This window comes from Microbacterium sp. 4-7, from assembly GCF_014332665.1.
Classification (GTDB): Bacteria; Actinomycetota; Actinomycetes; order Actinomycetales; family Microbacteriaceae; genus Microbacterium.
Map to the genome: position 1 here is coordinate 570,241 of NZ_MCRH01000001.1, position 14,208 is coordinate 584,448.

A 14,208-nucleotide genomic window follows, 5' to 3' on the forward strand; every position below is an offset into this window, starting at 1 on the left:
GGGGCGAGTGCAGCCCACCCTACCGAGATGAGGCAACCGAATGGTGGTTCGATATATCGGTCGATGCCTCTTTCCGCGTCGCATCGAGTGCGGCCCCGGGGCGCGCCTCAGGCGGCGCAGAGGTCGGTGTCGGCGCTGCGGTTCACCGCATCCACCGGCCGCGGTGGCACCGGGGTGGCGCGGGGCTGCGAGGTGAGCGCTTCGTAGTCGGCGCCGAGCAGCAGCTGCACGCCGTCGACGTCTCCGACCTGGACGACGACCTGGATGCCGAGCTCTGCGGCGAGCGCCTGCGCCGTCTGCTGGGCGTCAGGGGTGTCTGCGGCCGTGATGGTCGTGAGGTCGACCGGGTCGGCATTGGCGATGCCGGCTACGGTGTATCCGTAGCCCGTCGCGTCATCGGAGACGCGGGACGCCAGACCGCTGACACCGGCACCGTTGAGGATCTGCACGGGCGCGGTGCGCACCGGCGCCTCGGGCTGCACCTCGTCGGTGGTGAGCACGATCGGCACGTCGTCGATCAGCGCCCGGAAGATGACGTCGGCGTCCGCGGTCGGCACGACGCGATTGGGGTCCTCCGGGGCCTCGGTCGTCGGCATGGTGAGGAATGTGACGCTGCTGAGCGGAACATTCGCGACCCGCGCGGCGAGGCCGGCGAGATCGGTCAGGGCTCCGAGACCGGGGTCGACGGTCATCGACGAGGTCACGGCATCGAGGAACGCGTAGAGCCGGTCGGGGCGCACGAGCACGGCGGACTTGGTGGCCTTCTGCACGATCGCCGAGAGCACCATCTGCTGGTGCCCGAGGCGGGCGATGTCGCTCTCCTGGGCGAGCGCATGGCGCGTGCGAGCGAGTGCGAGCGCCTGGTCGCCGTTGATCGACTGGGGGCCGGCGGGCAGGTCGAGGCGTGCGTGCCCGTCCTGCAGCGGCTCCGGCAGGCACACATCGATGCCGCCCATCGCGTCGACCATGCCGATGAATCCCTCGAAGTCCATCTGCACGAAGTGGTCTATCGCGAGACCGGTCAGCTGCTCGACCGCCGCGACGGAGCAGGCCGGGCCATACTGCAGTGCCGAGTTCAGCATGCCCCAGCCGCCGCCATACGACCCGCGCCCGTTGTCGTCGCACGCCGGCAGGTCGCCGACGGTGTCGCGCGGAAGCTGCACGGCGTCGATGCGGGTGTTGTCACTCGAGATGTGAGCGATCACCATCGCGTCGCTGCGCTCGGTGCCGTCGTCTTCGCCGAAGCCCTCGGACTCGAGCGCCCGGGAATCGGACCCGAGCAGCAGGATGTTCAGATCGCCCGTCGCGAGCTCGGGCTCGCTCTCACCGTCGTCCGAGCGGATGGGCGCCGTGGTGACGTTGCCCTGCAGCTGCCCGTAGGCGATGGCGCCCACGGCGACAAGGGCGGCCACGACGGCGACGCTGATCCAGCCGATCACTCGACCGCGCCGACGACGTGGTCGAGACGCGGGTTCGGAGCCTGACATGACGTCGTTCTGGTCGTCGCTGTGGGGGGAAGCTGGCGATCTCACCTGCTCACACCATCACGAGTGGGGCCTGAGCGCCAACACGTGGAGGCGGCGAGTCCTGCGAGGGTGCTGTGAGCCCGGTCGCTCACACCGTGACATACCCCCGGGAGGAGTCGTCGTGGATGAGGCGGTAGTCGGGCGTGGTGCCCCGCCGGTCGGCCAGGCTCCACACCCGGGTCGCTCGCCCGTCGCCGGCGGACGCGGCGCCGTACTCGAGCACGAGCGCGCTCGGCATCGCCCCGTCGCGGTACTCCCCGACGAAGTAGCGCGGGCTGCCGAGACCACCCGAGTCCACCCGCCCGACGAAATGACCCGAGTCGGTCAGTCGAGGAGGAGTGGCGAGCAGGTCGGCGGGTGTGATGCGCTGGACGGCCTCGTGCTGTGCGAAAGCAGACAGGGAGAGAGGCATGATCGAGTCGATTCGCATCTCAGACCGCCTCCGCCTTCTGATCGCTGCGCGACGATCGTTCGCGAAGGCTCTGAGCCCAGTCCTTCGTGTCGGTGAACCGGTGCTCGTCGAGGTAGGCGCGGATGACATCGTGCACGAGGCGGATCTGTGACTCCGTCCCCATCGCCGCCTGCATCATGTCGACCGTCGGCGCGGGCGCCCCGTCGATGCGCTCGAGCGCCTGGCGGATGATGCGCTCGCGCCCCTCCCGTCCGAGGGACTTCTCCATGGAGGGCGTCTGGCGTGGGTACTCTGGGGCGTGTTCGTGACTCATGCGAGCCTCCTCAGTCAGGGATGGTGGTGTATCACGGACAGTGGTGCCGGGGCTGCAACCCCGGCACCACGTCGTCTCCCCACCGTATCTTATTTTTAGTCATTCAAAATAAGTGAGGAGTTTCGGCGCGTCGGCCGCACACCGTGAGTAGCCTTCATCCATGAGCTTCCACATCGAGCACACCCTCGACGGCCGGCGTGCGAGCACCGGCGCCTACGACTCCCTCGGCGAAGCCGTGATGGCGGCGTTGGGCGTGAAGCGCCCGCCCGTTCTCGTCGTCGACGACTCCGCCGACAGTGGCACCGACGCCGTCGCCGCCGTCCTGAAGAAGGGCGAGGTGCTCACCGCGACACCTGAGGCTGAGTGGTGGGGTCGGGTGAAGAAGGCGTCGCAGGACAAGCTGCTCGCCGGAGGCCGGCTCGATGCCGCCGTGGTGACGGATCTCACCGATGCCGGTGGTGCAGTGGCAGCGACGGCATGGGAGAGCGGCCCCGTCGAGGAGTGGGAGCTGACGCCGGCATCCGACCACGACTGGGTGCGCTTCGAAGCCGCTCGGCGGACGATCCGAGGCTGAGGCCCCGCCGACACCTCTGCCGATGCATGAGAAAGGCCCGGCTTCCTCGAAAGGAACCGGGCCTGTCTCTCATTCACTGCTCGCTGTGCGCGAGGGGGGACTTGAACCCCCACGTCCATAAGGACACTGGCACCTGAAGCCAGCGCGTCTACCATTCCGCCACTCGCGCGAGTATGTCGGGCTCCGAAGAACTCAACTTCCCAAAGATATCACGCGTTTCGCCCATCGATGAAACCGGCGCCGCCGCGGTCTGCAGGAGTCGGGCACGGATGCCGGACGAGAGGATGTTCTTCGGTCCTGCAGACGTGCCGAGCTCCTGCATCCGGCGCATCCCACTCCCCCACTCCCCCGGAATCTCGGCGTTTTCCCGCCTCGCGAGGGCGTTCACCCAGCACACCTCGCTACGATGTGCCTACCGGTCGGCATGCCAGAGGAGCCCAGTGGGACTACTTGACAGCTTTGAGAAGGGTCTCGAGCGCGCTGTGAACAGCGCCTTCGCGAAGACCTTCCGCAGCGGCATCCAGCCCGTGGAGATCGCTTCCGCCCTTCGGCGCGAAGCGGACACCAAAGCGGCTGTGGTGAGCAGGGACCGCATCATCGCGCCCAATAACTTCGTCGTGCGCCTCAGCACCGACGACGCCGAGCGCATGCAGGCGCTCGGCGGAGCCCTCACCGACGAACTGCACGCGCTTCTCACCAAGCACGCGAAGTCGCAGGGTTACAGCTTCTCCGGCCCGCTCTCGATCTCGCTTGACGGTGACGACAAGATCGCGACCGGCACGGTCAACGTCAACTCAGGAACCGTCGAGGGGCGCGTCGAGTGGCAGGCCGTGATCGACGTCGACGGGCGTCGCCACTCGCTCACCCGCGCACGCACCGTCATCGGCCGCGGAACGGATGCCGACATCACGATCGCCGACGCCGGATCCAGCCGCAAGCACGTCGAGGTCCTCTGGGACGGAGAGCGCGCCATGATGCGCGATCTCGGCTCGACGAATGGCACCAAGGTCGACGGCCAGAAGGTGCGCGAAGCCGCCCTTCCCTCCGACACCACCCTGACCATCGGACGCACCGACCTGGTGTTCCGCATCGTTCCCGTCGCCACCCCGTCGCGCCCGCCCCGGCCGCGCGACGACGACGCGACCCGCGCGTTCGGGGCCATCTCGTGAGCACACCCAGTGAACTCGTCCTGCTGCTGCTGCGCGTGGGCTTCCTGCTGCTGCTGTGGTTCTTCGTGTTCGGCGTGGTCTACTCGCTGCGCGCCGATCTGTTCGGCATGAAGGTCCGCAAGCTCCCGGCCGAGGTCGCCGCGGCGACTCCCGCTCCGACGCAGTCGCCCGCATCCGCCCCGGCCTCGCGCCCCGCGTCGTCGAAGCCCAGCACCGGTCCCGCCACGGTCGCGACGGCCAAGCGGCTCGTCATCACCTCCGGTCCGAAGGCGGGGCTCGAGCTCCCCCTCGGCAACGAGACGTTGACGATCGGACGCTCCAGCGAATCCGCCCTCGTGATCCGCGACGACTACACGTCCAGTCACCACGCACGTCTGATGCTCCGCGGCGACAGCTGGGCCATCCAGGACCTCGACTCGACCAACGGCACCTTCGTCGCCGGCCAGCGCGTGACCGGCGGTCCCGTCGCCCTCGCCCTCGGCACCCCCATCAAGGTGGGCGCCACGACCTTCGAGCTGCGAGCCTGACCCCGGCATGGTCTTCGAAGGCTCGAGCGCCGCGATCTCCCACACCGGGAAGGTCCGCTCCAACAACCAGGATTCCGGGTACTCCGGGGCGAATCTCTTCGTCGTCGCCGACGGCATGGGCGGTCACGCCGGCGGTGACGTCGCCTCGAGCATCGCGATCCACCGGATGGAGCCGCTCGACCAGCCGTACTCGTCGGTCGACGACGCACAGGCCTCACTGCAGGCCGCCGCGACCACCGCGGCCGGCGATCTGATCCGCGCCGCCAAGGACCGTCCCGAGCTCGCCGGCCTCGGCACCACGCTCAGCGCCGTCATCATGGTCGACGACTACGCGGTCATCGGCCACATCGGCGACTCGCGCATCTACCTCTACCGCGACGACGCGGTGACGCAGATCACGGCCGACCACACCTTCGTGCAGCGACTCGTCGACTCGGGCCGCATCACGCCCGAAGAGGCGCGATACCACCCGCGTCGCTCGGTGCTCATGCGCGTGCTGAGCGACATGGACGCCGATCCCGAGCTCGACATGTTCGTGATGCACACCCAGCCGGGCGACCGCTGGCTGCTGTGCTCCGACGGCCTCTCGGGCGTCGTCGACGAGGCGCACATCCTCAAGGCGATGCGCATGGGCATGGCGCCTGGCCGCACGGCCGACAACCTGCTCAAGCAGGCGCTCGACGGCGGAGCCCCCGACAACGTGACCATCGTCCTCGTCGAGGTCGGCGGTCAGCACGCGATGCATTCCGGCACGGCGACGATCGTCGGCTCGGCATCGAACCCCGCCAACGTGACCGTTCCTCCGGTGCGCGCGCCCCGCGGCAACTGGCTGCACCCGGTACGCCAGGCCGCGAACGAGCCCAGCCACTTCGAGCCGGCCCCCGAATACCTCGAGGAGCTCATCGAAGAGGACCGTCGACGCGCCAAGCGCCGCCGTCTCGGATGGATCGCCGGGATGCTGGTGGTCGTCGCGATGCTCGTGTTCGCCGCCTTCGCCGCCTACAGCTGGACGCAGACGCGCTACTTCGTCGGCGCCGACGACGACAGTGTCGTGATCTACCAGGGCGTGCAGCAGAACATCGGCCCGATCACCCTGTCGACGCCGCTCCGCGACACCGACATCCTCCTCGCCAACCTCCCGCCGTACCAGCGTGATTCCGTGGAGCGCACGATCACGGCGCGGTCGTTCTCGGATGCCGAGGCCATCGTCGCGCGACTCCAGGCCGGCGCCGACCGCGTGATCGGCGAGACCCCGCTGCCCACTCCCCTGCCCACCGCGACGCCGACGGAGGACGCAGGATGACCACCGACGTCACGGCCGACACCAGCGTCATCAAGGCCCTCAAGAGAATGCGGATGCCGCAGACGCAGCGCAACCGCGAGTTCTGGCTGCTGCTCTTCGCCGTCGCTCTCAGTGGCGGCGCTCTCACGCTCGTGCAGCTCGGTGCTCTGGGTCTGATCGACCCCATGATCCTGGCGATCGGCGGTGGCCTCGCCGTTCTGGCCTTCGCCGTGCACTTCGTGCTGCGTGCCGTCGCGTCGGCCGCCGACCCGTTCCTGCTGCCGATCGCCACGCTGCTGACCGGCCTCGGCATCGCGATGATCTATCGCATCGACATCGCGAAGTCCCTCACGGGGTGGGACGCCTACTCGACGAAGCAGCTCGCGTGGACGGGCATCTCTCTCGCCGGGGCGATCGCGTGCGTGATCCTGCTGCGCAACTACCGGGTGCTGTTCCGCTACACCTACATCTTCGGCCTCTCCGGCATCCTGCTCCTGCTGCTCCCCTTCGTCCCGGGCCTGCGCATCCCCGATGCGAACGCCCAGGTCTGGGTGTCGCTCGGCGGCATGTTCGCCTTCCAGCCCGGCGAGCTCGCCAAGATCTGCCTCGCGATCTTCTTCGCGGGCTATCTCGTGCGCACGCGGGAGAGCCTGACGTCTGTCGGCACGAAGTTCCTCGGCATCATGTGGCCGCGCATGCGCGAACTCGGACCGGTTCTGGTGGTGTGGGCGATCTCGCTCGGCATCATCGTCATCCAGCGCGACCTCGGAACCGGAACCCTGATCTTCGGCATGTTCGTCGCAATGCTCTACGTCGCGACCGGCAAGACCAGCTGGGTGCTCATCGGCCTCGCCCTCGTGGCTGCGGGTGTCGCGGTGGCGACACAGATCCTCAGCTACGTGCAGGGCCGCTTCGTCAACTGGCTGTTCCTCTTCGACCCCGAGAAGGTCGACCCCGACGGCGCCGGCTTCCAGCCCATGCAGGGCCTGTTCGGGCTGGCGCACGGCGGCCTTCTCGGCACGGGCTGGGGTCAGGGACGCCCCGACGTCACGCCCCTCGCCCACAGCGACTACATCATCACGAGCCTCGGCGAGGAGATCGGCCTGATCGGGCTGTTCGCGATCCTCTGCCTCTACATGGTCTTCGTGAGCCGTGGCGTGCGCATCGGACTGGCGGGTCAGGACGACTTCGGCAAGCTGCTCGCCATCGGCCTCTCGTTCACCATCGCGCTGCAGGTGTTCATCATGGTCGGCGGCGTGACGAGGGTCATCCCGCTGACCGGTCTGACCACGCCGTTCCTCGCCGCCGGTGGATCCTCGCTCATCGCCAACTGGCTGATCGTGGCCATCCTGCTGCGCATCTCCGACGGCGTCCGCAGCCAACCCCGGGCGGTGATCGGCTGACATGACCAAAGAACTCCGCCGTCTCAGCATCGTGATGCTGTTCATGTTCCTGTCGCTGTTCGCCGCGACCAGCTGGATCCAGGTCGTCGAGGCCGACGCCCTCGGGCAGAACCCGAACAACAGGCGCACGCTCCTCGACAGCTACGAGATCCAGCGCGGGTCGATCATCGTCGACGACGTCGCGATCGCCTCCTCGACCCCCTCGGATGACCGCTACCAGTTCCAGCGCGTCTACACGGATGCCGCGATGTGGGCCCCTGTCACCGGGTACTTCAACCCGGCGCTGCAGTCGGCGACCGGCATCGAGCGGGCGATGAACGCCGACCTGTCGGGAACGGGATCGAGCGCCTTCTTCGCCGAGATCGAGCGGATCCTCTCGGGTCAGCCGCAGAGCGGATTCAGCGTCGAGCTGACTCTCGACACGGCCGCGCAGCGCGCCGCATACGACGCTCTGCAGGGCCTCAACGGCGCGGTCGTCGCGATCGAGCCGAAGACCGGGCGCATCCTCGCACTGGTGTCGACCCCCGGGTTCGACACCAACCAGCTCGCGACGCACGACGCGGATGCCGCGAACGCGACCTACGACCAGCTCGACGAAGACCCCACGAAGCCCCTCTCGAACCGGGCGATCGCCGGCGACCTCAACCCTCCCGGCTCGACGTTCAAGCTCGTCGTGGCGGCCGCGGCCTATGCGTCGGGCAACTGGACGCCCGACTCGACGCTCCCGAACCCGGCCCGCTACCAGCTGCCCGGCTCGACGAACACGGTCGCGAACGCCTGGGGCGGCACGTGCGGCAGCGGAGACACCGTGACGATCTCCGAAGCCATCCGCCTGAGCTGCAACATCCCGATGGCGGAGCTCGCCGTCGAGCTCGGCGATGACGCGATCCGCGAGATGGCGGAGAAGTTCGGGTTCAACCGGAGCTTCTCGACGCCGCTCGAATCGACTCCGTCGAGCTACCCGCGTGCCCTCGACGACGCTCAGACCGCCCTCACCGGGTTCGGCCAGGGACAGGTCACCGCGACGCCGCTGCAGATCGCGATGGTGGCGGCCGGCATCGCGAACGACGGCGTCGTGATGAACCCCCGTCTGGTCGACACGGTGATCGGCAACGACCTCTCGGTCATCCGTTCGTACGACGACACCCAGTTCGGTCAGACGACCGATGCGACGATCGCCGATCAGATCACGGCGTCGATGGTCGCGAGCGTCTCAAACGGCGCTGCGCAGGGTGCAAGAATAGACGGGGTCGATGTGGCGGGGAAGACCGGCACGACCGAGAACGATAACAAGCCGTACACGTTGTGGTTCACCGGTTTCGCGCCGGCGGACGACCCCGAGGTGGCAGTAGCGGTCCTCGTCGAAGACGGCGGTGGACAAGGGCAGTCAGGATCCGGCGACACCATCGCCGCTCCGATTGCAAAGAAGGTCATAGAGGCGGTGCTGGGCAGATGAGACCGACGCAGGGTGTGTCGTTCGGTGGTCGCTACGAGCTGCAGTCGCGTATTGCGATCGGCGGCATGGGCGAGGTGTGGGAGGCGACGGATCACGTCATCGGTCGCACCGTGGCCATCAAGATCCTCAAGGACGAGTACATGGGGGACCCCGGGTTCCTCGAGCGGTTCCGCGCTGAGGCGCGCCATGCCGCACTCGTCAACCACGAGGGCATCGCGAGCGTCTTCGACTACGGCGAGGAGAACGGCAGCGCCTACCTCGTCATGGAGCTCGTTCCCGGCGAGGCCCTCTCGACCGTGCTCGAGCGCGACGGCGCCCTGAGCGCCGACAAGACCCTCGACATCGTCGCGCAGACGGCATCCGCTCTGCAGGCCGCGCATGCGGCAGGTCTCGTGCACCGTGACATCAAGCCGGGAAACCTGCTGATCACGCCTGACGGCCGCGTCAAGATCACGGACTTCGGCATCGCCCGCATCGCCGACCAGGTGCCGCTGACGGCCACCGGTCAGGTCATGGGCACCGTGCAGTACCTCTCGCCCGAGCAGGCGTCGGGGCACCCGGCGTCACCCGCGACCGACACGTACTCGCTCGGCATCGTCGCCTACGAGTGCCTCGCAGGCAAGCGGCCCTTCACGGGTGAGTCGCAGGTCGCGATCGCGATGGCGCAGATCAACGAGCAGCCTCCGCCGCTGCCGCCGACCGTGCCGATCCCGGTGCAGAACCTCGTCATGGCGATGATCGCCAAGAAGCCCGCCGACCGCCCGTCGTCGTCGGCGACCGTCGCACGCGCCGCCCAGGCTCTGCGCCGAGGCGACCTGAACTCCGCTGCCATCGCGGTGCCGGCCATCGCGACCGGCGGTGTCGCCTCCGACGACGCCACCCGGCTGCTCACCGCATCGGGCGACGACGGCACGACGCGCATCCTCCCCACGACGGCCCAGCTGCCCACCGGCGAGCAGGCCGAGGAGGAAGCCGAGAAGAAGAAGAAGCGCAGCCCCTGGACGTGGCCGCTGATCGCTCTCATCGCACTGCTCGTGATCGTGCTCGGTGGAACCGTGTTCGCCCTGATGAATCAGGGCGACCCCGATCCCGAGCCGACCCAGTCGGAGACCGTGTCGCAGACCCCGAAGCCGACACCGACCGAGACCGAGACGCCCGAGCCCGAGCTCGTGGACGTCGATGCTCTCGGTCTCGTGGGGATGCAGTGCGATGCCGCGCAGACCGCTGCCGCCAACGCCGGACTCCAGGCCGAGTGCGTGGTGGGCAACACCATCGCCCCCAACGCGAACCAGGTCGGCACGGTCGAGTCCGTGCAGCCCGGCGGGAACGTTCCCGAGGGCACGGCCATCACGCTGACGACCTTCAAGGAGCAGGTGAAGGTGGGCAAGCCCTCGGGCACCCCGACCATCGCCGGCACCGCCACCGAGGGCGAGCCCGTGACCCTCAACTGGCCGAGCTTCGAGTGCCCCTCGGGCACCCCGGCGCGATCGGCCTTCGAGGTGACGCTCACCAACGCGACGTTCTCCGGCGGCAACGCCGGCGAGTCCATCCGCAGCTTCGGACCCAGCGTGCTCTCGACGCAGATCGTCCCCGGCACGGCCGGACAGTCGATCACCGCCACGTTCCGCGTCTTCTGCGGCAGCGACATGCCGTCCGAGCAGTCGGATGCCATGCCGGGCGTCGTCATCCTGCCCGCCGCGCCGGGCGCCGATGAAGGCGACGCAGACGGCGGAGACTCAGGCGAATAACCCGCTCCCGCCGTAGGCTGGAGCATCCACAAGGTCGTATCAGGGGGTCACTACGTGTCGACAGAGCCACGCGTTCTCGCGGGTCGCTATCGCGTCGACGAGCTCATCGGGCACGGCGGCATGGCGAAGGTGTACCGCGGGTACGATCTGACGCTCGGTCGTGCGGTGGCGATCAAGATCCTCGACCCCGAGCTGGCTCGCGACAACGCGTTCCGCACGCGATTCCGTCTCGAGGCCCAGTCCGCCTCTCGCATGTCGCACCCGTCGATCGTCCGCGTCTACGACGCCGGCGACCCCTCGACGACCGACAGCAGCACGGATGAGCCTCCGTACATCATCATGGAGCTGATCAGCGGCACGCTGCTGAAGGACATCATCGCCAAGGGCCCGGTGCCCGTCGAGGATGCCGTGCGCTATGTCGACGGCATCCTCGAGGCGCTGGACTACTCGCATCGTGCGGGTGTCGTGCACCGCGACATCAAGCCGGGCAACGTGATGGTGACCGACAAGGGCCAGGTCAAGGTCATGGACTTCGGGATCGCCCGAGCCGTGTCCGACTCATCATCGACGGTCGCCGAGACCACCCAGATCATCGGCACCGCGGCATACTTCTCACCCGAGCAGGCCAAGGGCGAACCGGTCGACGCACGCGCCGACCTCTACTCGACCGGCGTCGTGCTCTATGAACTGCTCACCGGCCGTCAGCCGTTCCGCGGCGAATCCCCTGTGGCCGTCGCCTACCAGCACGTCAGCGAGACTCCGGTCCCTCCGACCGAGGTGAACGAGGACTCCCCCGGCGCGCTCGACCCGATCGTCCTGCGCGCGCTGGCCAAGGATCCCTACCAGCGATACCCGGATGCCGCGCACTTCCGCGCTGCGCTCGACTCGGCGGTCTCCGGCCACGCGCCGAGCCGCAAGGAGCTCGGCGCGCTCACGAGCGAGCTGTACGGACCGAATCCGCGTGCCGCGCAGGAGACCGCCCGGTCGCTCCGCCAGCTGAGCACCGACACCACCATGGCTCGCACGCAGTCGGGTCCGCCCGTCGCGTGGATCTGGGCGGGTGTGGCACTGCTCGCCGTTCTTCTCGCCTCGGTGCTGTTCTGGGTCTGGACGCTCAGCATGCGCCCGGACGACGTGCCGTCGAGCTCGCGCGTGGTGCCTGATCTCGTCAATGTCTCGTCCGAGCGCGCCCAGGATGATCTCGGCAAGCTCGATCTCACCTCGAAGCTGGTGCTCGAGTCCAGCAACGACATCGTCGAGGGCAACGTGACCCGCACAGACCCTGCGTCCGGCACTGCCGTCAGCGAGGGCGATTCCGTGACGGTCTACGTGTCCTCCGGCAAGGAGACGGTCGTCGTCCCGATGCTCGAGGGCCTGTCTCTGACGGCCGCCAAGGACGCACTCGCGGCGGCAGGGCTCGAACTGGGCACGGTCATCCAGCGCAACGACAAGGGGCTGGCGGCCGAGACGGTGATGGAGGCCAGCGAGGCGGCCGACACCGAGGTCGCACCGCAGACCATCGTGAATCTCGTCGTCGCGAGCGGCCGGGTCACCCTCACCGACGTCACCGGGTGGACGATGGAAGCGGCTCAGGCTGAGCTCGAACGCATCGGCCTCACGCCCAGTCCGGTCGAGCTGATCGACTGCACGCCGACCGAACCGCCCACCGTGTCGTCGATGTCGGCCGCGCCGGGAGACGTGGCGATCGGCTCGACGGTCGAACTGCGCTACTGCGTCGCCGCCGGCTGATCCACACGAGCGTCGGGGCCCGACAGCGGGTGCAGTGCCGCTGAGCGTGCCACGGCGTGTGCGTCGCCGCACAGTTCGAGCCAGTTGGCGAGCAGACGGTATCCGCCCTCGGTCAGCACGCTCTCGGGGTGGAACTGCACCCCGAGTATGGGCAGACGGATGTGCTCCAGTGCCATGACGGTGCCGCTCGCGGTGCGCGCTGTGACGGCCACGTCAGCTGGCAGGTCGGTCTCCGCAAGAGCGAGGGAGTGATATCTGCCCGCGTCGAACGGCGACGGGATGCCGGCGAAGAGCGCTGATCCGTCGTGCGTGACCGGCGACACCATGCCGTGCATCAGCTCAGGCGCCTCTGAAACGGTGGTGCCGAACGCGGCGCCGATCACCTGATGCCCCAGGCAGACGCCGAGAAGCGGCATCCGGATCCTCGCGGCGAGCCGCACGGCGTCGACGGAGACGCCGGCATCGTCAGGGGTGCCCGGGCCGGGAGAGAGCAGCAGCGCGTCGAAGTCCGGCAGCATCACCGCGAGTTCAGCGGCATCGATGGTATCCGCCTCGATCAGCGCGACGTCGGCACCGAGCTCGCGCAGATAACCCACGAGCGTGTGCACGAAGCTGTCGTGGTTGTCCACGACGAGCACGCGGGTCATTCGAGGTCGACCTCGCCCGGGGTGATCAGCGGGCTCACCCAGGGGAAGACGTACCAGAAGAGCCCGTAGAGCACCGCTGCGACGAGCACGAGGAGGATGAAGAGCTTCAGCCACCACGGGCCGGGGAGGATGCGCCAGAGTGCGGCGTACATGGGTCGTCTCTTTCCGTTCGGCTAGATCGACGGCGCGGCCGGCGGAGGCGGTGGATCGGTGAGCGCGGCGGGCGGACCCTCGGCGCGGGGCTGGAAGCTCTCGTACACGCCGTAGGCGACGATGCGCTCGGCGAGGGAGTACAGCGGCGAACAGGCGGTCAGCGTGATGTACTTCTCCCCCGTCGCGACGCCGGGCATCTGCGGCACATCGAGCAGCACGTCCGTCTGCGTGGGCTTGACGTACTCCAGCGTCCGGAAGCGGTACGTGAACCATCCGTCAGGCGTCTCGACGACGATCGCGTCGCCGACCTGGAGCTTGTCGAGCTGGTTGAAGGGCTTGCCCCAGGTGGTGCGGTGGCCGGCCATCGCGAAGTTGCCGACCTCACCGGGCATCTTCGAGTCGGTGTAGACGCCGATCCCGAGCTTGTCGAGCGTGCGCGCGCGCGTCGTACCGCCGTAGATGCCGACGTTGTACTCGGCACCGAAGCGCGGCACGTGCATCTGGCCGAGAAGCTCGGTGTCGGCCGGAGCGGCGGGGATCACGGGCTCGAAGACTGTCGCTCCGTCGTCGGTCTCGACGACCGGTGGGAGCTCGGGAGTGGGTGCGTTCGCCCATTCCTGCGAGACCGCCGCACCCTCTTCGTTCTTCTGGGCCGCGATGATGATGTCGCCGATCCACATCTGCCACGCGACGAAGAGAAGCACGATCACTCCACCCGTGAGCAGCAGCTCGCCGAGCACGCTGGTGAAGGTCGCGCGCGACCGGGGGCGGCGGCGGTGTGCACGTCGCTCCCCCGAGACGACGGATGCAGTCATGGCGACATGCTATCCGCCAGACCTGTACTCACGCCCTGCGGCCCTGGTTTTCCGCGCGATATGACACTCTTGGGTACACTGTGGGAATGGCACGCGACCGCAAGACCGAAGAACCCGAAGCTCCGCGCAGCGAAGGCGAAGCCGCACCCAACGCCGTGTGGTTCAAGCCGGTGATGGTCGGCTTCATGCTCCTCGGTCTCGTGTGGATCCTCGTGTTCTACATCTCGGGCATGCAGTTCCCGATCCCGGGGCTCGACAACTGGAACCTTGCGATCGGCCTGGGCATCGCCCTGATCGGCTTCCTGATGACCACACGCTGGCGCTGACGCCCGCCCCACCGATATCGAAGAAGGCCCCTCTCGCGCTGGCGAGAGGGGCCTTCTTCTGAGTTATCCACAGGTTATCCCCAACATGGGGAGAATTACACAGATGTT

Annotated in this window: 15 protein-coding genes and 1 tRNA gene; 9 read left to right on the top strand and 7 right to left on the bottom strand. The window is 68.2% G+C overall.

Translation table 11 applies throughout. From position 1 onward, the window contains the following. Positions 1 to 107: 107 nt before the first annotated feature. The 3 genes from BEP68_RS02660 to BEP68_RS02670 all read right to left on the bottom strand — a co-directional run bounded on the left by BEP68_RS02660 (position 108) and on the right by BEP68_RS02670 (position 2,251). Positions 108 to 1,487: an LCP family protein gene (locus tag BEP68_RS02660; RefSeq protein ID WP_187249145.1), complete on the bottom strand. Its 1,380-nt coding sequence runs from the start codon at positions 1,485 to 1,487 to the stop codon at positions 108 to 110. A 127-nt stretch (positions 1,488 to 1,614) separates the two neighbouring features. Further along, the gene (locus BEP68_RS02665; protein ID WP_187249146.1) at positions 1,615 to 1,956 is read right to left on the bottom strand and encodes a hypothetical protein; all 342 of its coding nucleotides are present in this window, start codon (positions 1,954 to 1,956) and stop codon (positions 1,615 to 1,617) included. A gap of 1 nt (position 1,957) precedes the next feature. Continuing rightward, on the bottom strand, positions 1,958 to 2,251 hold the full coding sequence (locus BEP68_RS02670; protein ID WP_053098275.1) for a hypothetical protein: 294 nt from the start codon (positions 2,249 to 2,251) through the stop codon (positions 1,958 to 1,960). A 160-nt stretch (positions 2,252 to 2,411) separates the two neighbouring features. On the opposite strand from BEP68_RS02670, the gene BEP68_RS02675 reads away from it, so the two are divergent. Then, positions 2,412 to 2,825, top strand: coding sequence for a hypothetical protein (locus BEP68_RS02675; protein WP_187249147.1), 414 nt, complete (start codon positions 2,412 to 2,414; stop codon positions 2,823 to 2,825). Positions 2,826 to 2,911: 86 nt separating this feature from the next. On the opposite strand, the gene BEP68_RS02680 is transcribed toward BEP68_RS02675, so the two are convergent. After that, a tRNA-Leu gene (locus BEP68_RS02680) sits at positions 2,912 to 2,994 on the bottom strand. 271 nt (positions 2,995 to 3,265) lie between these two features. Here BEP68_RS02680 and BEP68_RS02685 point away from each other — a divergent pair. The 7 genes from BEP68_RS02685 to pknB are packed head-to-tail and all read left to right on the top strand — an operon-like array spanning position 3,266 to position 12,159. Beyond that, positions 3,266 to 3,994, top strand: a complete 729-nt coding sequence (locus tag BEP68_RS02685; protein ID WP_187249148.1) for an FhaA domain-containing protein — start codon at positions 3,266 to 3,268, stop codon at positions 3,992 to 3,994. Next, on the top strand, positions 3,991 to 4,521 hold the full coding sequence (locus BEP68_RS02690; protein ID WP_053098272.1) for an FHA domain-containing protein: 531 nt from the start codon (positions 3,991 to 3,993) through the stop codon (positions 4,519 to 4,521). The genes BEP68_RS02685 and BEP68_RS02690 overlap by 4 nt, the downstream gene beginning before the upstream one ends. Before the next feature lie 7 nt (positions 4,522 to 4,528). Continuing rightward, entirely contained in the window at positions 4,529 to 5,824 is a 1,296-nt protein-coding gene (locus BEP68_RS02695) for a PP2C family protein-serine/threonine phosphatase (RefSeq protein ID WP_053098271.1), read from the top strand. Then, positions 5,821 to 7,206, top strand: coding sequence for an FtsW/RodA/SpoVE family cell cycle protein (locus BEP68_RS02700; RefSeq protein ID WP_072590403.1), 1,386 nt, complete (start codon positions 5,821 to 5,823; stop codon positions 7,204 to 7,206). The genes BEP68_RS02695 and BEP68_RS02700 overlap by 4 nt, the downstream gene beginning before the upstream one ends. Position 7,207: 1 nt before the next feature. Continuing rightward, the gene (locus tag BEP68_RS02705; RefSeq protein WP_053098269.1) at positions 7,208 to 8,662 is read left to right on the top strand and encodes a peptidoglycan D,D-transpeptidase FtsI family protein; all 1,455 of its coding nucleotides are present in this window, start codon (positions 7,208 to 7,210) and stop codon (positions 8,660 to 8,662) included. Continuing rightward, complete coding sequence (locus tag BEP68_RS02710; RefSeq protein WP_053098268.1) at positions 8,659 to 10,410, top strand: serine/threonine-protein kinase; 1,752 nt, start codon at positions 8,659 to 8,661, stop codon at positions 10,408 to 10,410. The genes BEP68_RS02705 and BEP68_RS02710 overlap by 4 nt, the downstream gene beginning before the upstream one ends. A 54-nt stretch (positions 10,411 to 10,464) precedes the next feature. After that, positions 10,465 to 12,159, top strand: coding sequence for a Stk1 family PASTA domain-containing Ser/Thr kinase (pknB, locus tag BEP68_RS02715; RefSeq protein WP_187249149.1), 1,695 nt, complete (start codon positions 10,465 to 10,467; stop codon positions 12,157 to 12,159). Here pknB and BEP68_RS02720 read toward each other — a convergent pair. The 3 genes from BEP68_RS02720 to BEP68_RS02730 are packed head-to-tail and all read right to left on the bottom strand — an operon-like array spanning position 12,138 to position 13,774. Beyond that, on the bottom strand, positions 12,138 to 12,806 hold the full coding sequence (locus BEP68_RS02720; protein ID WP_187249150.1) for an anthranilate synthase component II: 669 nt from the start codon (positions 12,804 to 12,806) through the stop codon (positions 12,138 to 12,140). The genes pknB and BEP68_RS02720 overlap by 22 nt on opposite strands. Continuing rightward, positions 12,803 to 12,958: a hypothetical protein gene (locus BEP68_RS02725; protein ID WP_167947501.1), complete on the bottom strand. Its 156-nt coding sequence runs from the start codon at positions 12,956 to 12,958 to the stop codon at positions 12,803 to 12,805. Before BEP68_RS02725 ends, BEP68_RS02720 begins: the two co-directional genes overlap by 4 nt. Positions 12,959 to 12,979: 21 nt before the next feature. Next, positions 12,980 to 13,774: a class E sortase gene (locus BEP68_RS02730; RefSeq protein ID WP_072590401.1), complete on the bottom strand. Its 795-nt coding sequence runs from the start codon at positions 13,772 to 13,774 to the stop codon at positions 12,980 to 12,982. A gap of 86 nt (positions 13,775 to 13,860) precedes the next feature. Between BEP68_RS02730 and BEP68_RS02735 the strand changes: the two genes are divergently transcribed. Next, entirely contained in the window at positions 13,861 to 14,100 is a 240-nt protein-coding gene (locus BEP68_RS02735) for a cell division protein CrgA (protein ID WP_042541028.1), read from the top strand. The last annotated feature ends 108 nt before the right edge of the window (positions 14,101 to 14,208 follow it).